Source organism: Nitrospira sp. KM1 (genome assembly GCF_011405515.1).
Classification (GTDB): domain Bacteria; phylum Nitrospirota; class Nitrospiria; order Nitrospirales; family Nitrospiraceae; genus Nitrospira_C.
In genome coordinates this window covers 3,267,400-3,288,190 of record NZ_AP022671.1, presented here as the reverse complement: position 1 = coordinate 3,288,190, position 20,791 = coordinate 3,267,400, and the positions used below count along the sequence as shown (strand labels likewise).

Here is a 20,791-nt window from a genome sequence, read left to right as displayed (position 1 = left end):
GGAACTGTGCACCGGCATGCGGCTCAAGGTAAATCAAGTTTGACGTGGCGTGTAGTGTCGTCGAACGCGCTCCTTCTTACCGAATGCTCAATAGCCTGGTAGAGCTTATCCACAGCAGCTTCTTTCGGAATGAGTACTGCCGCACCGGCTTCCTTCATCAGTTCTTCATTTCGCTGATTCGCATTCACCGAGAGGCCGATTACCACGATCTGAGGAAATCGCTTCGTAATATGCGCGGTGGCGTCGATGCCATTCATGTTGGGCATATTGATGTCCATCACAATGGCGGTCGGTTGTAACTGCTCGGCCTTGGTAATGGCGATCTGTCCATCGGACGCTTCTCCCACGACTTCAATGTCCGGATAGGTTTCGAGCACACTCCGAAGTCCCTGGAGAATGACTGCATGATCATCTACGAGCATGACACGAATTTTATCGACGACAAGCTTCGACAATCCCTGGGGGGTGGGTGGTCGAGGCCCTAGAGTAGCTGAAGCCACAGAATCCGGCGATGCGTGCATCGCCATGGTGCTAAACGGGAGGCTGATGGTAGCCACGGTGCCTTGGCCTACTTGCGACTGTATGGCGAGTGCACCGCCCAACGCCCTCATTCGCTCTCGAATGCTAAACAACCCAAACTTGGCGGCCCATGTGCTGGTGGTCGCAGAACCATCAGGCGATTCGGCCGTAAAGCCGACGCCCGCGTCGCGCACTTCGAGGAACAGGGTGGACTCACTCCTATACATTCGGACCCACGCAGTATCGACGCCCGCGTATTTCGTGACATTGATCAACAGCTCTCGTACTGATTGGTAGAGCAAGACTGATTGATGTTCCGGGATATTGAGATCGGTAATCTCACAGAGGTCCAGCATGACAAGAAGATTCCTTCGCTTCATCTGTTCGGCAAGCCATCGCAGGGCAGAGGCTAGTCCAAACTCATGTAAGACCGGCGGATACAAATTCGAGATGAGCGTCTTCGTATAGCTGAGACACCCCTCTAATTCCTGCTGAACCTGCGTGATACGTTCCGAGCAATCCGTTTGCACGCCGGATAACTTTTGAACCTCGGACAGTCGAAGGCGAGCGACGACCAACATCTGCGCCAGACCGTCGTGCAGTTCCGCAGCTAAGCGTTTGCGTTCCCGTTGCTCCGCAAGGTTCAGCTCGGTGGCGAGCGCGCGCAGGCGGATCTGGGATTGCCGGAGATCGGCTGTGCGCTCGTTGATGAGGTGCTCGAGTTTTGCCGAAAAGGCTTCCAGGCGTTCGGTCTTCTGGCCAAGGAACAGTTCAAGTTCCTTCCGATCAGTGATGTCGAGACAGGAACCGATGTAGCCGGTAAACGTTCCGTCTCCAAAAAAGCAGGGGACCCCGTTGTCGAGTATCCAACGGAACACGCCGTCATGCCGGCGCAATCGGTATTCCAGCGTGAACGGTTGACGGGCGTCGAAGGCTTCCCTGTAGATACCCAGACACGTTGTTTGATCATCCGGATGAATCCCCTCCGCCCAGCCGGCGCCCAATTCCTCGTTCATTGAACGGCCCGTGAAATCCAACCATGGTTTATTCACCCACGTGCACGCCTGTGTCACATCGGCCATCCAGATCAATACCGGCGCGCTATCTGCCATGATACGGAAACGCAGTTCACTGTGCGCCAATGCGGACTCAGTGCGCCGGTATGCCGTGATATCAATGGCAATCCCCGCGACCATCGGAGAATGGCCTGCATCGGTTGGAATGGGAAACTTATGGACCAATGATTCATGATATCCATCGTGCTGCTGCATTTTCTCAATCGTTTGAAGAGCGACGCCGCTGTTTCTCACGGTTGCATCATTGGTCTTAAACTCGAGCGCTGTTGCCATGGGAAACACGTCTTCATCTGTTTTCAGATAGATGTGTTCCTTTGGCATACCAAATGCGGCTTCGGCGGATGGATTGACGTAGACATACCGGCCGGCTTCATCTTTGACCCATGCCAGACCAGGGAGGTGCTGCATAAACCTGGAAAACCGCCCTTCGCTTTCTCGCAATGCATCTAACGCCCATTTTGCCCGGCTGCTCAAAAACCCGATCAGGACCCCCTCTAGGACATACAGAGCCAAGGCCAGCCGGTAGGGTTGACCGATCGCAAACGATCGCATTGGCTCTATCAAAAAATAATCAGTAAATAGGGCAGAGAGAAGCGTTGTCATCAGCGAGGGCCCGAAGCCACCATACCAACCAGACAACATGATGGCGAGGAAGAAGGTAAGAAACGGAAGACCAGCGGGAAGAAGCCCCTCGAGTGCGAAACGGAGGAAGCCGGCAAGAATTGCCGCTGCAATACCGAATCCGTACACCGCCAGGAGTTTCATCAGTAGGTCGCCTAGCCTCAAGCCAGCAAACCCGCCGGTCGATTTTACATAAAATGCGGCATGCAGCGATACTCCCTTGCGCCAATTCCCCCTTCATACCACGGGAAAATCAGCCTGACCAAGGTGATTTCGCGTCTACGGAGATCCGGGCGAGGCCACTCTGGCCATAGTGGCGTCTAAGGAGAAATGAGACTTGAGAACTGTGCGGAAGGCTATCGACAAAAATCCAGCATATCCATGGGCGCGCGTGCTAGCATGTGGCGGGATTTGCCCAATACCCAATCACCATGTTTAGACCCATTCCTGAAGCCCCTTTTTTTCGAAGGGCTCCCTTCCGGCTGATCGCTTCTATTCCGTTCGTCGTTGCCATCGGTGCGATTGTCATCGTCCTCTTGAGCGTGGAAGTCTTCGCCTCTCTTTCGCGTCGGGATGTCATCTTCATGGCAGTGTTTCTCGCTCTCAGCACTGCAGTGAGCACTGCAGCCCTGATCAGTTTTTTGCACTTTGCCAACACCAAGCGAACGCTCGAAGAGGTGAAGGGGCTCGCGAGGAACATTTTGCAGAGCATTCCGACAGGCATCCTGACCGTCAATCGCAGCGGTATCGTCACAGCGGTCAATCCGACTGCCGAAGCGGTGTTGAAACGGCACGCCGCTGATTTGCTCGGGAATTCGTATGAATCCGTGTTTCCCGGCGGTGAAATTATTCGTGAAGCGCTCCACGGAGCACTCAGGAACCATCAGCATATGAGCCAGAGGGATGTGCCGTATGAAGGCCCTAATGGCCGACTTCACACGATTCGTGTCAGCACGGTCGAATTGGTCGGAGATGATCGCCAGCCGGCCGGCATCCTGTTGCAAGCGCAGGATGTCACGGAGTGGCTGGGCCTCGAACAACGGGTTCGCGTCGCCGAAAAGCTTGCCGCCATTCATACCTTGTCCGCCGGAGTGGCACACGAATTACGCAATCCATTAAGCGCAATGGATTTGAACCTCCATCTCCTCGAGCAGGAGTTACGGGAGCCTGCCCCCGTGGCCAGCAGGACCGCCCATTATTTAGAAGTCTTGAACGCGGAATGCCGCCGTCTCTCTGCGATTCTGGACAATTTCATGAGATTCGCGCGTCCCAGCTCCGTCGACACTCGGGAAGTAGACGTTCAACAAGTCATTGAGCATATCGTCGCACTCATGCAGCTTGAAGCACAGGAGCACAAGATCCGCCTTGACTACACGATCGAAAAGGATCTGCCGCCCGTACTTGGTGACGAGACACAGATCGGCCAGGTGTTGGTGAACGTCGTGGTCAATGCCTTCCATGCCATGGCTGACGGTGGGCGCTGTCATCTTGCGGCGACCACATGCCCGGCCGATGGAAAACGCTGGGTGGACATTTCGGTTCGAGACACCGGCATGGGCATACCCGAAGAGGCGATGCCGCGGCTGTTCGATCCCTTCTACACGACCAAACAAGGCGGTTCGGGGCTTGGCCTCGCCATCGCGTACCGGATCATGCAGGACCATGGCGGACTCATCAGTGTTTCGAGTGCGCCGGGAAGTGGAACATCCGTTGGGCTGAGATTTCCTGCTCTTGTCACCCATCCCCGGACACTCGAGGCGAGATCGTGACAGCCCGAAGCCGCATTCTCGTCGTCGACGACGAACTGAACATCCGCGAAGCCTTGGTGACGCTCCTCGGGAAGAAACAGTATGAGGTGCACGGAGCCGGAACGGCTGAAGAAGCGCTGCAGGAGTTGGAGGCGGCCACGGCTGATCTCATCCTCACCGATCTCAAGATGCCCGGCATGGGAGGCATGGACTTTCTTCGCCGGCTGAAGGAGAAGTGGCCGGACATCGAGGTCCTGGTCATGACCGCGTTTGGCTCCATCGAGACGGCGGTCGAGGCCATGCGATGCGGGGCCTACGACTATATTACGAAACCCATCGATCGTGAACGGCTTGCGGCCGTGACGGAGAAAGCCCTCGAGCGCCATGCGTTGGCGCGTGAAAACAAGCAGCTCAAGGATCGTCTCGAAACCCGGACGCGCTTCGATCAGATGGTCGGAGCGAGCGAGCCAATGCAACGCATATACAGTCTGGTCGAGATGGTCTCGGACAGCGACGTGACGGTGCTCCTCACGGGAGAAAGCGGGACCGGGAAGGAGCTCGTGGCACGCGCGATTCATCACAAAGGCCACCGGGCAAACGGTCCGTTTGTCACCTTGAATTGTGGAGCGCTCCCTGAAAATCTTTTCGAGAGTGAATTATTCGGATATGAAAAGGGCGCCTTCACGGGCGCGGCAGCGAACAAAATGGGACGGTTCGAACTGGCCGACGGCGGGACGCTGTTGCTGGACGAAGTCGGAGAATTGTCGCTGAAGTCCCAAGTGGATTTCTTGCGCGTACTGGAGACGAAGGAGTTCAGACGACTGGGTGGAACCAAGATCGTGCAGGTTGATGCGAGGATTGTTGCGGCGACCAACCGCAACCTCGAAGCCGCGGTGAAAGAAGGACATTTTCGGGAGGACCTCTACTACCGGCTCAATGTCGTTCCTCTTCATCTGCCGCCGCTGCGCGAGCGGGGGGACGATATCCCCCTGTTGGCGGATCGGTTCATGGCCAAGTTCTCGACCCAGCATCACCGCCAACCGAAGGAAATCTCTGGGCAAGCGATGCGGCTGTTGCGGCTCTATGCCTGGCCGGGGAACATTCGGCAGCTTCGGAATCTCATCGAGCGGTTGGTGGTCACCGTGAAAGACGCGGTGATTGAACCGGCACATCTGCCGGAAGAGGTGCAGGCAAGCCGGGAAGATGCACGCACCATGGTCGTCTCGTTGGGATCCCCGTTGAAAGAGATCGAGCGTGAAGCGATCCGCCGTACCCTCGTCGAGGTGACCAACCATCGGGAGAAGGCGGCCAAACTGCTTGGCATCAGCCTGCGTGCCCTTCAGTACAAAATCAAAGAGTACGGTATCCGCGAGTAACGCGGCGCGCCGCCGCGATTCCAAATCTCACATTTCAACTCCCACATCAGAGTCCGGCGAGGACGCCGCGATTGACTCGTGCAAAATTTGCAGCGGTTTGGATCCCGCGTTCGATCGATCTGCAAACTTTGCATGAATGGACGAACGCTGGCTTACACAGGCCGTGGATGACGAATGCTCCCTATGCAAGTACGCAATTTGTTTGTCGTCGTTGCAACATCCTCTCAAGCGACACTGCGGCATCTTCCCTGCACTTGGATCCTGACATCCAATGTCTGAACAGATTGAAACAATGACCCCGCCTGCTAGGCATCAGGTCGTCCGGCTGGAAATTCCGTGTTCGGCGGTAGCGTTGTGTCTCGCGGTCGGCAGTGTTTGGGGCTTGGGGCCGTTCAACTTGCCCATCGCATTACTGGTGCTGGCAGTGGTGTATTGGGCCTTGCGAGACCTGCGCGCACTCAACCAGCTCAAATATCCCGTGACAACACAACACACCTCAAGGAAGGCCCATGCAGAACAAGCGGATCGAGCGTCTCGCTGAGTTACAGAAACTGCTCAATGTCTGCCCCGGCGATGTCCTTGCCCGTTGCGACTTGGCGCTCCTGCTCGAGGAGTTGGATCTGCCTGACGAAGCATTATTCAATTGGAAGGCGATATTGGATTTTGATCCCAACAATCTCAAGGCGCGCGAAGGCGTGAACCGGTGCCGGAACCGGACCGGACGGCCGTTCCAGTCTCAGATGTGATCCAACCGCTCGGACAGCAGACAAAAAGGAGACCTCCTATGCATCGCATTCTTTCAATCGTACTGGTCGCGGCCTCTTTCTATGGTGGAACCGTCTGGGCATACGAAGAAATGACGGCGGCAGACGGAGGAATGGTGCGCGGTACCGTGAGGCTGGAAGGGCAAGTCCCTAAACCCAAAGGCTACAATCTAACAACGCTGCCGGACCAGGTCTATTGTGGCCGGATTTCAGACGGTCAAGGCTGGCGCTTGTTGCAGCCGTTCAATGTCGGGCCGGCGGGAGAATTTCGAGACGTCGTGATCTACATCGAAGGTATCGAGAAAGGAAGGAGTGTTGCGTCCGCTTTTACGAGCCCGCGCATTGAAGCCAGGGATTGCCGCTTTGTCCCTTTTACGACGATCGTTCGAGAGAAAGAGAATGTCGTCGTCGTGAACATGGATCCAGTCATGCATGACATCCAAGCGTACGAAAGTTCTCAGCTCGGTGCGCGAGTCCTGTTCAACGTGCCGCTGCCGATGAATCCGCAACACCCGCGCGATCTCAAAGACCGGAGCAACGCCGCCATGTACCACAAACATTTGGCCGGCGAGCCGATGAAGCAGCGCCTGGGCATGTCGAAAGGCCGCCGGGTGTTCGTCATGCAGTGCGGTTTTCATGCCTACATGGAAAGTTGGGGATTGGCGATGGAAAATCCTTACTATGCCATAACCGATCAAGACGGAGGTTTCGAGATCAGCGACATCCCACCGGGCACCTACAAGCTGGTCGTGTGGCATCCTTACATCGGAGGCGCGAGAGAACAGCTGATTACGATCGCACCCAAGGGGCGCACAGCAATGGACATCACCATTCCGGCACCGGTCGGGCGGCTCTATGCCAATCAAATGGTCGACCGTCCCTATACGCGGTTTGCCGTCACGAATGAAGTCCAAAGCCAGATCGTTCCCACCCTCATCCGCCAGGAACGGTAGGCCATCCACCGGTCCATGGCCATTCTGCTTTTCTTGACCCTCGTCGGGTATGCAGCCGGACTGCTTCTCCCACTCTGTGTTCCCGCCAGACCAAAGGTACAAAACATCCTTGCGCACGGCCTTGCCGGTGTTGCGGCGGTCGGAGGATGTTGCCTCGGCATCACGGGCCTGCTCGCAGCCAAACCGTTTGAGATGTCCGTGCCCTCGACGCTGCCTCTTTTGACCTTCGCCATCCGGCTCGACCCCCTTGCGTCTTTCTTTCTGCTCACGATTTCGCTGGTCAGCCTTGCTGCATCCATTTATGCGCTCGGCTACGTGACGAAATTCTACGGACGGGTGTCGATGTCGCTGCTCGGGTCGCTCTTCAATGGTTTTCTTCTTTCCATGACATTGGTCGTCATCGCCGACAATGGATTCTTCTTTCTCATCGTCTGGGAGCTGATGTCGTTGATCTCATATTTCCTCGTCGTGACGGAGCATGAGAAGAGCGACGTGCGCTACGCCGGCTTGTTCTATCTGATCATGACCCACGTCGGGACCGCATTCATCCTCCTGACATTTCTCCTTCTCTTCCAAGAAAGCGGATCGTTTTCATTTGATGCGTTTCGTCAACCGGAGCAGTCCCTGCCGGACGGCATGAAGACCATGGTCTTCCTGACGGCACTGATCGGTTTCGGCACCAAGGCGGGCTTTGTGCCGCTGCACGTGTGGCTGCCATATGCCCATCCCGCCGCACCATCGCATATCTCTGCGCTCATGTCAGGTGTGATGATCAAGACCGCCATCTATGCCTTGGTCAGAGTATGCTTCGACTTTTTCGGCGGGTACTTTCCCTGGTGGTGGGGATTCGTTGTTCTTGCCATCGGTGCGGTGTCGGCAGTACTCGGCGTGATGTATGCGCTGATGGAGCATGACCTCAAGAGCCTTCTGGCCTATCACAGCGTCGAGAACATCGGGATCATTCTGCTCGGAATCGGAGCAGGAATGATTTTTCACAGCTATGGCTTCGAGGAATTAGCGGCCCTCGGGTTGATCGCCGGTCTGTACCACACCATCAACCATGCGATCTTCAAAGCGCTGTTGTTTTTTGGCGCGGGATCTCTGCTCTATGCCACTCACACCCGCAACATGGAGGAATATGGCGGCCTCCTGCGTCGAATGCCCTGGACCGGCGCCTGTTTTCTCATCGGCGCGGTTTCAATCGCCGCGTTGCCGCCGACCAACGGTTTCATCAGCGAATGGCTCGTCTTTCAAAGCCTCTTCTTAAGCTACGAGATACCTTCACTCTTCATGAAGCTCATGCTCCCGATCGCGGCTGCCATGTTGGCACTGACGGGAGTGCTTGCGCTGACTTGTTTCGCCAAGGCGTTCGGCATCTCTTTTCTGGCCCTCCCGCGTAGTTCCCATGCCAAACATGCCGAAGAAGTGCCTTGGCCCATGCGCATTGGAATGGGTTTCCTGGCGGCCGGCTGTGTCGCTCTTGGGCTGGCTCCCATGTTGGCAGTCCCAATAATGGACCGCGTGACCGCTTCTATGATCGGCGCCTCGATCTCAGAGAAGATGCTGGCCCTCGGCGGATGGGCGTTGACGCCGGTCAATGTCGAGTTTTCGAGTATCTCCTCCCCTGTCCTTGGTCTCGTCCTGGCAGCAACGGCAGCATTCGGGCTTGCCCTTGTCGCACTCCACGGAGGGACCCGTGCCTATCGATACGGCAAGACCTGGGCATGCGGTCTCAACGTGACCCCTCGCATGGAGTACAGCGCGACCGGATTCGTGCAACCGATCAAACGAGTGTTCAGCACAATTTATCAGCCGACGGTCAAGCTCGAAACGGATTTTCTGGAAGAGTCACGGTATTTTGCCAAGCGGCGGCGATTTGAATTCCACATCGAACCGGTGTTTCAGAAATACCTGTACGACTCCGTCGTCACGTTCATGTCCGGGCTGGCCCACCGGCTGCGAATCGTCCAGGCAGGAAGTCTTCATCTCTATCTGGCTTATATGTTCGTGACGTTGGTCATGCTGTTGTTGCTGGCGCTGTAACGGGGAGTCATGATCACGGACCAGTCGATATTCCAAGCGATCGCGCTCACGTTGGCCCAGGCCATCGTCCTCATTTCTGTTGCGCCCGCGATCGTCGGTCTGATTCGAAAGGTGAAGGCGCGGCTCCAATGCCGCCAGGGCGCCGGCATTTTCCAACCGTATGCCGACCTTAGGAAACTGTTCCGCAAGCAACCGGTCGTCTCCACGACCGCTTCATGGATCTTCACGGCAACCCCCTACATCGTCTTTGCGTCGACGTTGACGGCCGGGCTGCTCGTGCCGGTTTTCGCCTCGCAGATGCCTTTGAACTTTGCGGGCAATATCCTCGCCTTTGTCTATTTGCTTGCGTTGGGCACGTTCTTTCTTATTCTGGCGGGCCTTGATGCCGGATCATCGTTCGGTGGGATGGGCAGCAGCCGGGAGTCGATCGTGGCCTCACTGACGGAACCGGCCATGATCATGGCCATCTTCGCCATCGCATTGGCGGCCGGCTCCACCAATCTCAGCACGATTGTCCACAAGACCGCTCTGCTGGAAGGCATTGTGACGGATCCCTCCTCGCATGTCATGGCACTCGCGGCCCTTTTCATTGTGACCCTCGCCGAAACTGGTCGGGTTCCGGTGGACAATCCGGCGACCCATCTCGAACTCACGATGATCCATGAGGCGATGGTCTTGGAATATTCGGGCCGCTATCTGGCAGTGATGGAGTGGGCCTCCGGCATCAAGCTGCTCGTGTTCCTGACTCTCATTGCCAATGTCTTCGTTCCATGGGGCATTGCGACACGTGTGACGCCGGTGGCCCTGTCGATCGGACTAGCCGTGTATGTGGTCAAGGTCGCCGGTCTTGCCGTGCTGATCGGGACGATCGAATGTATGTTCGCCAAACTGCGTCTCTTTCGTGTCCCCGATCTTCTCGGTGTGGCGTTCATCCTGGCCTTGCTCGGACTGCTGTTCTTTTACATCTTGCGAGGCTAACCGTGTCCTGGCTGTCACCGCATATCGCGACGCAAATTGTCGATTTCAGCTCGGCCATGCTGCTCCTGACCTGCTTTGCCATCGTGGCGCAGCGCCGGCTTTCGGCCTGCGTGGACCTCTTCGCGCTACAGTCCCTGTTTTTGGCCATGACGGCTGCCCTGGTGGCGTTCTTCACCGGCACCCGTCACATTTATATCGCCGCGGCATTGACGGTGGTCGTCAAGGTCATCGTGATTCCCCGCGTGTTGAAAGGCGTCATCGAACGGCTCAACGTCACCCGCGAACTGGTCATGAGGATCAACATACCGGCAAGCCTGCTGATCTGCGGTGCGCTGGTCATGATCGCCTTCTTCATTACACAACCAATCATTCCCTTCGGACATCTGTTGACACGCGACTCTTTGGCCATCGCCTTGGCCATCGTGCTCATCGGGTTTTTCACGATGATTTCCCGGCAAAAAGCCGTCACGCAGTTGATCGCGTTTCTCGTCATGGAGAACGGCCTCTTTCTGGGGGCCACCGCTGCCACGTACGGCATGCCGCTGATCGTCGAATTAGGCGTGTTCTTCGACGTGCTGGTCGCGGCCTTAATCGCGGGGATTTATACGAATCGCCTGCAAGACGCGTTTGACAGCGTCGATACGACTCATCTCACCGAGTTAAAGGAATGACCGGATTCACCATCATGATCGCCGTCGGTCTGCTTCTGCTCGCGCCGCTGACGGCCGGATGGCTGAGCCTGTTCATCAAAAGTTCGCGCTGGCTCCATGTCACCAACCTCATCAGCATTGGGACACTGGTTGGCGCGGAGGCAGTCATCGGGCGAGCCGTCTTCTTACAGGGGTCGGTCACGGCCTTCGCCGACATCGTCTATATTGACGCTCTGTCATCGGTCATTCTGTTCATTATCGGCACGGTCGGCCTCGCCTGTTCGCTGTATATGCGCTCCTACATGGATGAGCAGGTGGCGCGTGGCATGATTGCGCCCAATCGGCTCAGTCTCTTCTTTTTTCTGTTTCACATGTTCCTGCTTGCCATGGTTCTGGCGACCGTCGCCAACAGCTTGGGTGTGCAATGGGTGGCGATCGAAGCCACGACGCTGGCCACGACATTTCTCATCGCGTTCTGGCGGCGGCGCGAATCGTTGGAGGCCGGGTGGAAGTACTTGATCCTCTGTTCAGTCGGCATTTCCCTGGCGCTGTTCGGCGTCGTGCTGATGTATTATTCCTCCCTTCGCGTGCTGGGCGATGTCAGCTCCGCTCTCAATATCACCCAGCTCCAGCAGGTGGCGGCCCGACTCGATCCGCACATTCTGAAATTGGCCTTTGTTTTTCTCTTCGTGGGATACGGCACGAAGGTCGGCCTGGTGCCGATGCACAGCTGGCTTCCCGACGCCTACACCGAAGCGCCGGCACCGGTCGCGGCCATGCTGGCTGGCGTGCTGGAAACGGTGGCGGTGTATGCGATACTCCGATGCCGTGGGATTGCCGACCAGGCCCTGTCTCCCGATTTCACCGGCGGCCTGTTGGCACTGTTCGGGCTCATCTCATTTGCACTCGCAGCCTTCTTCATCCTTTTGCAACACAATTATAAGCGGCTGTTTGCCTATTCCAGCATTGAGCACATGGGCCTGGCCATGGTTGGGTTCGGAGTCGGCGGGCCACTCGGCACCTTCGGTGGATTATTCCATCTGGTCAACCATGCCTTCGCGAAATCGCTGGCGTTCTTCGCGGCCGGCAATATCCACCGACGGTTTAAAACCGTGGAGATCGACCAGGTCCGCGGGCTCACGACCGTGCTGCCCTGGTCTGCCCTGGCATTGCTGATTTCCGGACTGGCGCTCACGGCACTGCCGCCCTTTGCGCTGTTTACCAGCGAGATGCAGATCATTACGGCGTTGGGCTCATCCGGCCTTCCGGGTGAGTGGACCCAGCCCGGCACAAGGACGCCTGTCGTGATCCTGTTGCTCTGCAGTGTCGTGGCCTTTGCCGGCTTTCTCTACAGGATCACCGGCATGGTCTGGGGTCCAGCGCCTGAAGACATCGTGCATGGCGAACAGTGGTCAATCGGTCATATTCCGATCATTCTGCTGGGCGCCATGCTCGTGGGATTTTGCATGACGCTGCCAGCGTCTTTCCGACAATTTGTTGAAATGGCTTCCACGCTATTACTGAGCCGCTAAGAGGAACGTGACGGAACGATCATCGGCCGTGCTACGGATACAGTCAACCTTTCCCGACTTGATCGCGGAGCGTTCATCCGACCGCCTCGTGCAGTATCGCGTCGACAAGAGCCGGCTTCCGGAGCTTGCCCGGTTTCTCCACGAAAAGCTGCAGGGCCGCCTGGCGCTGCTGTTCGCCGTCGATTGCCGCCCGCTCGAAGAGAAATACGAGATTCAGTATCTGTTCAGCTTGGACCGGCACTGGGTGCTCCTGACGGTGGCGGTTGCCGGAGCAGACCGTCTCTTCACCTCGATTACACCGTCCGTCCACGCGGCGCAGTGGTATGAGAGGGAAATTCGTGATCTTTTCGGTTTGATCCCGCAAGGGCATCCTGATCTGCGCCGCCTGGTTCGCCATGAGCACTGGCCTAAGGGCACGCATCCCTTGATGAAGGAGTTCTTGTGGGATAAGACTATCGGCCGGCAGCAGGGTGAATACCGGTTTCGTCATATCGAGGGGGAAGGCGTCTTCGAAATCCCGGTCGGTCCGATTCATGCCGGCGTGATCGAGGCAGGCCACTTCCGGTTCTCAGTCGCCGGTGAGCCGATCATGCAGCTCGAAATCCGCCACTTTTGGAAGCACCGTGGCATCGAAAAGCTGTTTGAACAACAGACGCTGATCACCGCGCTTCCGCTCGCCGAACGGGTCTCTGGAGACACGACGTTCGGACATGGTTTGGCCTACTGCGAGGCAGCGGAAAGTCTTTTACACCTTGAGGTCCCCAGACACGCACGCTACCTCCGTTCGCTTTTCCTGGAATTGGAGCGGCTCCACAATCATTTCGGAGACGTCGGAGCGATCTGCACCGATACCGCCTATGCGCTGGCTCATGCCCACTGCAGCCGGATGAAAGAACTGCTGATGCAGCTCAACGACCGGTTGACCGGATCGAGATTTCTTCGAGGCGCGTTGGCCATAGGCGGCGTCACGAACGACGTATCGGCCATCCAACGCAGCGAAATGGTCGATGTCCTGGATGCGATCGAAAAGGATTTTGCCGAGCTGGAATCCATCATTTTTGCGAATGCGTCACTCACCGACCGTTTGGAAACGACCGGCGTCCTGACAGAACGCACGGCTTGGGACCACGGAGTGGTCGGGATTGTTGGACGAGCGTCCGGCATGGATCAGGATGTCCGGCGAGACCGCCCCTTCGCCGCCTATAATGAATTAGCGATCAACGTCGTGCTTTATCGCTATGGCGATGTCCGTGCGCGCTTACGCGTGCGCATGGACGAGATTCATGAATCGATCCGTCTGATCCGCGAAATTCTCAACAAGATGCCGCAAGGTCCACTCGTCGCCACCTCTGATCATCAGCCGCGCCCCGGAGAGTGGGCCCTTTCGGCGGTCGAAGGCTGGCGGGGAGAAATCCTCTATTTCGTGATGGCCGGAGAGAACGGCCGTATCCATCGTTGCAAAGTGCGCGACCCCTCGTTCGTCAATTGGCCCGCGATCCAGTGGGCCGTCATCGGGAATATCGTTCCTGATTTTCCGCTGATCAACAAGAGTTTCAATCTGTCTTACGCCGGCAACGATCTTTAAAGGAGAGGCATCTATGTTCCGTATTCTGAAAAAGAGCCTGAAGACCGGCGTAGTGACGGGGCAATATACCGATGCTGCACAATCATGCGCATCCCTTGCGCCGGAGACGCGTGAAAAGGCGTTGCCCTTCAAGCAATCCTTGGCGATCCGCGAGGTAGACACAGGTTCCTGCAACGCCTGCGAGATGGAGATGAACGCTCTGACAAATCCCGTATACGACATCGAGCGGTTCGGCGTTCATATTGCCGCCTCCCCGCGTCATGCCGATGCTTTGGTCGTGACCGGACCAGTCACGGCCAATATGGAGCACCCTTTGAAGGACGTCTATAAGCAGACGCCTGATCCGAAGCTGGTGATTGCCCTTGGCGATTGCGCCGTCAATTGCGGAATCTTTAAAGGCAGCTATGCAGTAACAGGCCCGGTAGACCGCCACATTCCGGTCGATGTTTGTATCCCCGGTTGCCCTCCGAGACCGGCTGAGATTCTTGAGGCCCTCGCGGATGTTCGCAGATCACGACCATCGTCGTGACAAGTATCTAGTCTTGACTCGATGTCCAAGTCTGGATTTTTCCTTTTCCTCTGTTGAATAAGAACCACGCTCTCAGTTTGGATCCACTGGACATGCTAAAGAACAAAAAGATTACACCCCGCCAAGTCACGCTTATCATGAGGCGCCTGGAACGCCGTACTCCTATGGAAGAGATAGTCAAGGTTGTAAATGTATCTCGCGTAACCGTGGACAAGGTGCGGGCCGATTAGCACGCCCTCACTTACCAAACTGCGCTAAATCACATTCCTCCCGGCGGCTCTCTTACCGGCCTAAAACAAAGAACAATGGTCGGACTGAGGAGTCGTTAAATGAGCGAGCTGGTTCAGAAAAGACTCCCCCCCGGTTATTTCTTCTACTGCAGTTCGACGTTCAAATGGCAACAGCAAGGGGTGAGCGGGCGCTGAATCGGCAGCTCGCGGCTCCTGGAATTCCGGCGCCGACACGGAGACCCTTGCGGGGTTCAATACTCAGCTGGTGGAGGAGGAAGGCACGCGGTTTTGGAACCGGCTGGCCAATGCGGCCACACTCGGGTCGAATGCAGCAATGCTCAAATCAATAACAAGATCAGAATGATGACAAGAATGTTGTTCAGAGGAGGATCCTTTCATGCGGCTGGCCTGTCAATACGCCGCCGCTGACCGTTCAGTTGATGGCGCTGCACCTCTGCAAAGGGCGAGAAGGGCTCACACTTCCCCGCGCACCCCAAAGGGGACAATCTGTCGAAACAGGACGATTTGTCGTCAACGGTGGGGTAGTTGTGTGGCATTCTCTATTATAAAGACATCGAATCGCCTCACGCGCCGAGCCGCTTTGGATGTCTCCATGTTGTAGATTCAAAGGGGTTTAGATGTTGTTCTTTAAGCCGTGGCAGACAACCTCTTCAATCAGCATCCTTTCCTAGAAATTCCAGGGTAAATGTGAGGCCCCCGGGGAGCGCCTCAAGCACGGTCTCGGTTCCATCATCATTGCTCAAACTTAGGGCAATCGTGTCTGTCGTGTGAGGCACAATAATGCCTCCTCCTGGTATGACAGCGGTGAGGCTTACCATCCTGGCGCACGCCTGCACTTCTTCGGGCGCCAAAGGATTGTCAGCGAGGTGTTCGATTTGGGTCAGGAGCCACCGCTGCGGAAGACAAATGTCGCCGTTCGGCCTCCGCTCAAACATGACTGGCGAAGTCTTGCGTCGCAACTCCTCATCATATTCATCGACCGGGGACGGTGTAACCAGAAGCAGCGAGAGTTCTTCTGCTGAACTGGGAAGGACTACACATCGTCCCAGCTCAATAGCGTTGTCGGGTGATCGAAGCAATCCTTGCGCGTCGAGAACGTCTCTATACGCCTCGGCGAGGCTCTCTTGTTCGGTCTGATCCGCCGGGAAGTCTAAGAGCCCGACATCGATCAGGGTGTTGACCACGTTGTTCTGCATTTGTTGCATCACTTCCCGAGTGCACGGGATCATATGTTGAGGCATAGAGGTCACCCATTTAGATCGTCAGACATACCGCATCGGTTTGTAGGAGCGCCGGCTCACGCGGTGAAGTAAAGCGCATTAACCTGAAATAGTGCAAAGATCGCACCAGTCGATAGGGAGTTTCACCTCTCGGTCTTTGTTTGGGCATTTCCGCATTGGACGGAATGACACGTACAACCCGAAGATGGGGATGACCAGACGGCTATGCGCTAGGAGAACCACTAGGTGAGGATCCGTTATCTACGTGAAAGTGTTGAGCGCTGGACAGGCTGATCGGTCCCTCGTTATGCTGTGCCGCCCCTAAGCCAATTCTATGGTGCGCCATGTCTCTTCCCCGCGTCATGCTCGTCGACGACGATGAGGACACATTGACGCTTCTCACTGAGCTGATTTCTTCCGAAGGGTGTGAGATCGCGACGGCGACCGACGCGGAGGCGGCGCTCCGCCACTTTGAGACGTGGCATCCTCAGCTCCTGATTGTGGATATTCATTTACCTGGAATGAATGGGTTAGCCCTGTTGGAACAAATCCGAGCCGTTCGAACCGATGTGCCAATCATCCTTCTCAGTGCCGGCGGGTCACCACAATTAGCCGTCGAAGGCCTGAAGGCAGGGGCATTCGATCTCCTTAATAAGCCATTCCTCATCAATGATCTGCGCTTGCTCGTGCGTCGTGCTCTCGATTCCACGGGCCGAGGGCTACGACACGCGCCGCTACCTCCGCCATAAGAAATGTCACGCGAAGGTCGATAGAATGTCTGCCCTCTCTTGTTACACCGAAGCCACCCGAGACGCCACCAAGGGAAGCCTCCTGATCCGCCTGCCCTGCTCCCGGGACTGCCGGAGCCGGTGCAGGAGGAATTGCCAGCTGGGTAGGCTGGCTGCCTGGACTTATCAGGTTGGCTCATGCCGAACTCGGCATTGACCAGCGTAATGCCGAACGGCATTGGCACCCGATGGCTCCTTGGAATAAGAATTTCCAGTTTGTCCTGACATGAACGTTGCCTTTTCATCTGTAGTGTGCCGCATGAACGAGTGAATAGAGACGATCAGGCGCTTGCTCCTTTAAGAGAAAGCCGCAGGCTCCGGCATCGCGCATGGCGGCTTCACTGGCATCATCGTCTAAGGCCGTTACTCCAATGACTCTCATGTCGGGAAACCGTTGGGTGATGATACGTGTGGCTTCGACACCGCTGCATCGCGGCATAGTGATATCCATCACGATGACATCGGGGCGACGGCTCTCGGCCAGCTCGACCGCGTCCTGCCCATTACCGCCGGCGCCGACGACGTCCACATCTGAATGCTCCCGCAAGATATCTATCAGCACGTCTCGCATCCCTGTGAAGTCGTCAATGACGAGGACTCGCATCATGTCACAAGCCGTATGCTTCTCCTCTTGGCGATCAGCCACCCTGCCCGATCGAGAGATATTTCAGTGTGGTCACTCGACTCATATCGTCCATCTCCGCTTTCACGCGATCGCCTTGATGGAATTCACATGAGCCGATCTTACCCTTCCCGGTTTCATCCGCCGCTGGCCCTGCTGGGCTTCCGCTCGCTGGCGCCCCCAAATGCCTACCGCCGCCTATTCGCAATTATGTGTGACTGGACTTCATGCTGTCCCTTCAGACCTGAAGACCGTTCAGGTCATCAAAAGTTGGTTCACAATATGGACACTACCAATTGGGTGAATTGGTTGGTTTTTACTGGGTGAGGGGAGCAAGAGGAATGCCCTAGTCAGTTATTCTGATTCAATTGAAAACTGCGTATTCGTCGATTGAGAACATCCTATTTACTCGACATCTTGTCTTAATCTGACAACTTGTCGGAAGCCAAAGTGAAAGGACAAACCAGCGAAGCTCAGTATTTCCAATTCTTAGGGAAGCGGTTTACTAATGGACATGAGATTGCATATGGATTAGCAGAGCTTGGGCAATGGCCGTTGAGGCTGATTCAGAAAAGCAGCATCATTCACCCGGAGCAATGCTGCTCACTATGTTGCGCTGGAAAGCGGTTTGAAAATGTACGCTATCGTCCTAAGCTGCTTCGTCTATCTAGCAAGTCAGGGCTGTCACGAGTCAACTCATGTGTTGATGGTGTCGGTGGTCGACCCACTACCTCCACAACCGATTCCCAATCCGCCACCGGAACCTCTTCCGCCCACCCCAATACCTCCTCCACCGCCGACTCCATTGCCACCGTCTCCAGTGCCACCGCCGAAGCCTGTGCCGATTCCGCCAGCGACACCCCGCATGCCGCCGGATTCGCCCTAAGCTTGCCGTATGATCTGCTGAGCGAGAACCGAAGAAACGACAAAAGTGTTGTTGACCACGTTGTTCTGCATTCGTTACATCACTTCCTTTCTCATTGCGCAAGCCCCAACTGCATCCCATACTGAACGTCTAACCTCGGAGGGGCCATGACACACCAGAAGTGTGCGCATAATTCATGTTCATGTCATGTGAAAGGCAAGCGATTTTGCAGTGGTAGGTGCGAGCGAGCAGCCAAGACAATCACGCGATGCCCCTGTGATCATCCCGGTTGCAAAGGACCGCACACGCCAGCCGTTGGGTCCGTGGATCATGGTGGAACGATTAGGTCTGTTGATTATGGAGGGGTGTTCCACTGAACGCTCTTCACGTCTCCTCGGCACATGAGAGCAAACCTTTTTGAAATAACAAGAGGTGGAGGGAGAAAAGGTGACTATGTTGCGGTTATTGTTCGCCATCCGGGTCATGACACATCCTCCGTTGTGATAGGCTCTTTGGCCATGCCGAGCCTGTTTAATCCCAATAGAGACCACCACACAGGAGAATGAGCCATGATACCAGCCACCACTGAACGCGTTGAGGGAAACACGAACGAGGCGATTATCGAGCAGATTGAGCAGGATATGGTCCGTGATATCGCCTCGGTCGTGCAACGAGATGAGATCGATATCCGCTTGAAGGAACTTGATGAGGAATGGGATATCGAACGCGCGCTGGAAACAAATGCCGCCTGCATTTCCCTATTCGGATTAGGCCTAGGGGCTTTGTTCGATCGTCGCTTATTTGTCATTCCTGCCGTGGTAGCCGGCTTTCTCCTGCAACATGCGATACAAGGGTGGTGTCCCCCTGTGCCCGTGCTCCGTCGGTTAGGTGTTCGGACATCGAGAGAAATCGAAACCGAACGGTATGCCTTGAAAGTGATACGAGGAGACTTCGAGGGATATCTGAAAGCAGATGAAACGCTGACTGAACAGCGGATCAGAACGATCTTAGAAATCGTACGACGCTGAGCCTGCTACGACACCGCCTGTCGTATCTCATACATTCCCAGAATTCGCGAATACAATTGTTTCGTGGGTATGCCCTTGGCGAGAATATCACTCGCACCCACCGATCGCATCGCAAAGATCGCCTCTTCGGACGGCTGCGCGGCCATTCCGATCACGGCAATCTCAGGATGCCGCCGCTTCACGTGGCGCGTGGCCTCAATGCCATCACAGGTGTCGGTCGACACATCCATCAGAATGACATCGGGATGTCGTACGTCGGCCAGGTGGACGGCGTCTTCGCCATTCATACCCGCACCGACCAGCTCCAACGCTGGGTGGGCGCGGACGACCTCAATTAGCGCGTTGCGCATGGCAGCAAAATCGTCAATGACGACCACCCGGATCATAAGACCTCCCCGGTCTGTTATTCTCCGTCACGACCATGATGCTTGCACCTCTGCATTAGATTGCTTGATCGGACAGCAGGCGCCGGATCAGGATCAGAACTGGATCCGCTTTCCCTAAATCAAAGTCTCCATGGGCGGCCGAACGTTGCAAGAGAGTCAGGGCTTCCTTGGCATAGAGCTTCCGTGCTGCAAGATCCGCTTTCACTGCAGATTTCCATGATTGTTCCAGCAAGAACGTGATGTCATGCACATCACGTTGGGTTGAGACTTTGTGCTTGTTGATCGCAGCGCGCTCGAGAGACGCCTCCACCTGAACAATCGAATCCTGCCGTGTATCGAACGATTGGCTTACGGTCGCCTGCATCGGCCCTACGACGGCCCACGTGATCACTGCACTCAGAACGACGAGGCGCGGTTGCGATTGTCGCGTCTTGCCTTTGATGGCTGAGACTCGTCTCGTCATGAGCAATTCCTCCGAATGGAGGACTTTCCCGCTCTGAATCAGTGAGACTTTTTCGGCTTTTCCGGTCCAATTCATAAACGCAGCCTTTCGCCGCGCACGCCGCAGGGCCAATGATCGGACTCAATGGACTTTGCGGTGCGCTCGATCAAGAGCATGGGTCGGTAGTCATGCATGAGGGGTCGCCTCCCTCTTCTTTGACTCATCCGCCAATCCGTTCGAAATCCGGGCATGAAACTCCCGCTCCAGTTCCAGTTGCGCCTGCTGATCTCCTAACAACGCCGCTTGAAACAATGTGCGCCGATACGCCACTTCATCTTCCCATGTGTCATGTTGTCTCATATGGTCCTCCTCATTCTCGACGCGCATATTGTAACGATCCCGTGTTACAGCCTGATGCTCCCCGCTGTTACAGCGAAGTTGCATTAAGAACCCGAGAGGGCGCGGAGCTGCTACACCCGGAAGAAATAGGGAATCAGCAATCACAACATGAGAATGCAGACCCTGAGGATAGAATCATTCGGCAGGCACAAAAGTGTAGAGGCAAAACATTGAAGGAGGATGATGTTGCAACGAGCACCGTCATGACGCCTCAACCCATAGATTTGATACCGGTATTGACTGCAGAATTCATACCTTTTCAGTTCCGGGGGCTTTTCGCATTGGTCCATGCGATGCGATGACCGACATCCAGCAAATCAGGCAAGTTACGTGTTGCTCTACCAACACGATGCTTCGTCTCTCAGGTCATCGATCGTCCTGTCGCCACACAGTGAGATGGCATTTACAAACCCTCG

Annotated in this window: 18 protein-coding genes; 12 read left to right on the top strand and 6 right to left on the bottom strand. The window is 55.9% G+C overall.

The window, feature by feature from the left end:
- Positions 1-23: 23 nt before the first annotated feature.
- Positions 24-2,360, bottom strand: coding sequence for a PAS domain S-box protein (locus W02_RS15465; RefSeq protein ID WP_173049267.1), 2,337 nt, complete (start codon positions 2,358-2,360; stop codon positions 24-26).
- Positions 2,361-2,647: 287 nt separating this feature from the next.
- Here W02_RS15465 and W02_RS15460 point away from each other — a divergent pair, with 287 nt between their 5' ends.
- From W02_RS15460 to W02_RS15415, 10 genes are all read left to right on the top strand, one after another.
- Positions 2,648-3,985: a nitrogen regulation protein NR(II) gene (locus W02_RS15460; RefSeq protein WP_173049265.1), complete on the top strand. Its 1,338-nt coding sequence runs from the start codon at positions 2,648-2,650 to the stop codon at positions 3,983-3,985.
- The gene (locus W02_RS15455) at positions 3,982-5,340 is read left to right on the top strand and encodes a sigma-54 dependent transcriptional regulator (RefSeq protein WP_173049263.1); all 1,359 of its coding nucleotides are present in this window, start codon (positions 3,982-3,984) and stop codon (positions 5,338-5,340) included. The genes W02_RS15460 and W02_RS15455 overlap by 4 nt, the downstream gene beginning before the upstream one ends.
- 509 nt (positions 5,341-5,849) lie before the next feature.
- A complete protein-coding gene (locus tag W02_RS15450; protein ID WP_173049261.1) occupies positions 5,850-6,086 on the top strand; it encodes a hypothetical protein in 237 nt (78 codons plus the stop codon).
- Positions 6,087-6,124: 38 nt separating this feature from the next.
- On the top strand, positions 6,125-7,057 hold the full coding sequence (locus W02_RS15445) for a carboxypeptidase-like regulatory domain-containing protein (protein ID WP_173049259.1): 933 nt from the start codon (positions 6,125-6,127) through the stop codon (positions 7,055-7,057).
- Between the two features lie 15 nt (positions 7,058-7,072).
- Positions 7,073-9,100 (top strand): hydrogenase 4 subunit B, encoded by a 2,028-nt coding sequence (gene hyfB / locus W02_RS15440; protein WP_173049257.1) that lies wholly within the window; start codon positions 7,073-7,075, stop codon positions 9,098-9,100.
- Positions 9,101-9,109: 9 nt separating this feature from the next.
- Positions 9,110-10,078 (top strand): respiratory chain complex I subunit 1 family protein, encoded by a 969-nt coding sequence (locus tag W02_RS15435; RefSeq protein WP_173049255.1) that lies wholly within the window; start codon positions 9,110-9,112, stop codon positions 10,076-10,078.
- A 2-nt stretch (positions 10,079-10,080) separates the two neighbouring features.
- Entirely contained in the window at positions 10,081-10,749 is a 669-nt protein-coding gene (locus tag W02_RS15430) for a hydrogenase (RefSeq protein ID WP_232068563.1), read from the top strand.
- Positions 10,746-12,260: a hydrogenase 4 subunit F gene (locus tag W02_RS15425; protein ID WP_173049253.1), complete on the top strand. Its 1,515-nt coding sequence runs from the start codon at positions 10,746-10,748 to the stop codon at positions 12,258-12,260. Before W02_RS15430 ends, W02_RS15425 begins: the two co-directional genes overlap by 4 nt.
- A 7-nt stretch (positions 12,261-12,267) precedes the next feature.
- Positions 12,268-13,845, top strand: coding sequence for an NADH-quinone oxidoreductase subunit C (locus tag W02_RS15420; protein WP_173049251.1), 1,578 nt, complete (start codon positions 12,268-12,270; stop codon positions 13,843-13,845).
- A gap of 13 nt (positions 13,846-13,858) precedes the next feature.
- Positions 13,859-14,374, top strand: a complete 516-nt coding sequence (locus tag W02_RS15415) for an NADH-quinone oxidoreductase subunit B family protein (RefSeq protein ID WP_173049249.1) — start codon at positions 13,859-13,861, stop codon at positions 14,372-14,374.
- 901 nt (positions 14,375-15,275) lie between these two features.
- On the opposite strand, the gene W02_RS15410 is transcribed toward W02_RS15415, so the two are convergent.
- Positions 15,276-15,830 (bottom strand): hypothetical protein, encoded by a 555-nt coding sequence (locus tag W02_RS15410; RefSeq protein ID WP_173049247.1) that lies wholly within the window; start codon positions 15,828-15,830, stop codon positions 15,276-15,278.
- Between the two features lie 359 nt (positions 15,831-16,189).
- On the opposite strand from W02_RS15410, the gene W02_RS15405 reads away from it, so the two are divergent.
- Positions 16,190-16,594, top strand: a complete 405-nt coding sequence (locus tag W02_RS15405) for a response regulator (RefSeq protein WP_173049245.1) — start codon at positions 16,190-16,192, stop codon at positions 16,592-16,594.
- Positions 16,595-16,874: 280 nt separating this feature from the next.
- Here W02_RS15405 and W02_RS15400 read toward each other — a convergent pair whose 3' ends face one another.
- Positions 16,875-17,240 (bottom strand): response regulator transcription factor, encoded by a 366-nt coding sequence (locus tag W02_RS15400; protein WP_173049243.1) that lies wholly within the window; start codon positions 17,238-17,240, stop codon positions 16,875-16,877.
- A gap of 1,449 nt (positions 17,241-18,689) precedes the next feature.
- Between W02_RS15400 and W02_RS15395 the strand changes: the two genes are divergently transcribed.
- Positions 18,690-19,148, top strand: coding sequence for a hypothetical protein (locus W02_RS15395; RefSeq protein WP_197742034.1), 459 nt, complete (start codon positions 18,690-18,692; stop codon positions 19,146-19,148).
- Positions 19,149-19,153: 5 nt separating this feature from the next.
- Here the strand turns inward: W02_RS15395 and W02_RS15390 are convergent, their stop codons facing one another.
- The 3 genes from W02_RS15390 to W02_RS15380 form a co-directional block, all read right to left on the bottom strand.
- Complete coding sequence (locus W02_RS15390; RefSeq protein WP_173049241.1) at positions 19,154-19,534, bottom strand: response regulator; 381 nt, start codon at positions 19,532-19,534, stop codon at positions 19,154-19,156.
- A 55-nt stretch (positions 19,535-19,589) separates the two neighbouring features.
- Positions 19,590-20,072: a hypothetical protein gene (locus tag W02_RS15385; protein ID WP_173049239.1), complete on the bottom strand. Its 483-nt coding sequence runs from the start codon at positions 20,070-20,072 to the stop codon at positions 19,590-19,592.
- Positions 20,073-20,162: 90 nt separating this feature from the next.
- Positions 20,163-20,336, bottom strand: a complete 174-nt coding sequence (locus tag W02_RS15380; protein WP_173049237.1) for a hypothetical protein — start codon at positions 20,334-20,336, stop codon at positions 20,163-20,165.
- Positions 20,337-20,791 lie beyond the last annotated feature (455 nt).

Excerpts from the sequence above, each read along its gene's own strand:
- W02_RS15445 (WP_173049259.1), top strand. The coding sequence starts at position 6,125 with ATGCATCGCATTCTTTCAATCGTACTGGTCGCGGCCTCTTTCTATGGT.
- hyfB (WP_173049257.1), top strand. The coding sequence starts at position 7,073 with ATGGCCATTCTGCTTTTCTTGACCCTCGTCGGGTATGCAGCCGGACTG.
- W02_RS15425 (WP_173049253.1), top strand. The coding sequence starts at position 10,746 with ATGACCGGATTCACCATCATGATCGCCGTCGGTCTGCTTCTGCTCGCG.
- W02_RS15380 (WP_173049237.1), bottom strand. The coding sequence starts at position 20,336 with ATGAGACAACATGACACATGGGAAGATGAAGTGGCGTATCGGCGCACA.
- W02_RS15450 (WP_173049261.1), top strand. The coding sequence starts at position 5,850 with ATGCAGAACAAGCGGATCGAGCGTCTCGCTGAGTTACAGAAACTGCTC.
- W02_RS15465 (WP_173049267.1), bottom strand. The coding sequence starts at position 2,360 with ATGAAACTCCTGGCGGTGTACGGATTCGGTATTGCAGCGGCAATTCTT.
- W02_RS15460 (WP_173049265.1), top strand. The coding sequence starts at position 2,648 with ATGTTTAGACCCATTCCTGAAGCCCCTTTTTTTCGAAGGGCTCCCTTC.
- W02_RS15400 (WP_173049243.1), bottom strand. The coding sequence starts at position 17,240 with ATGATGCGAGTCCTCGTCATTGACGACTTCACAGGGATGCGAGACGTG.
- W02_RS15395 (WP_197742034.1), top strand. The coding sequence starts at position 18,690 with ATGATACCAGCCACCACTGAACGCGTTGAGGGAAACACGAACGAGGCG.
- W02_RS15405 (WP_173049245.1), top strand. The coding sequence starts at position 16,190 with ATGTCTCTTCCCCGCGTCATGCTCGTCGACGACGATGAGGACACATTG.
- W02_RS15435 (WP_173049255.1), top strand. The coding sequence starts at position 9,110 with ATGATCACGGACCAGTCGATATTCCAAGCGATCGCGCTCACGTTGGCC.
- W02_RS15410 (WP_173049247.1), bottom strand. The coding sequence starts at position 15,830 with ATGCAACAAATGCAGAACAACGTGGTCAACACCCTGATCGATGTCGGG.
- W02_RS15385 (WP_173049239.1), bottom strand. The coding sequence starts at position 20,072 with ATGAATTGGACCGGAAAAGCCGAAAAAGTCTCACTGATTCAGAGCGGG.
- W02_RS15415 (WP_173049249.1), top strand. The coding sequence starts at position 13,859 with ATGTTCCGTATTCTGAAAAAGAGCCTGAAGACCGGCGTAGTGACGGGG.
- W02_RS15390 (WP_173049241.1), bottom strand. The coding sequence starts at position 19,534 with ATGATCCGGGTGGTCGTCATTGACGATTTTGCTGCCATGCGCAACGCG.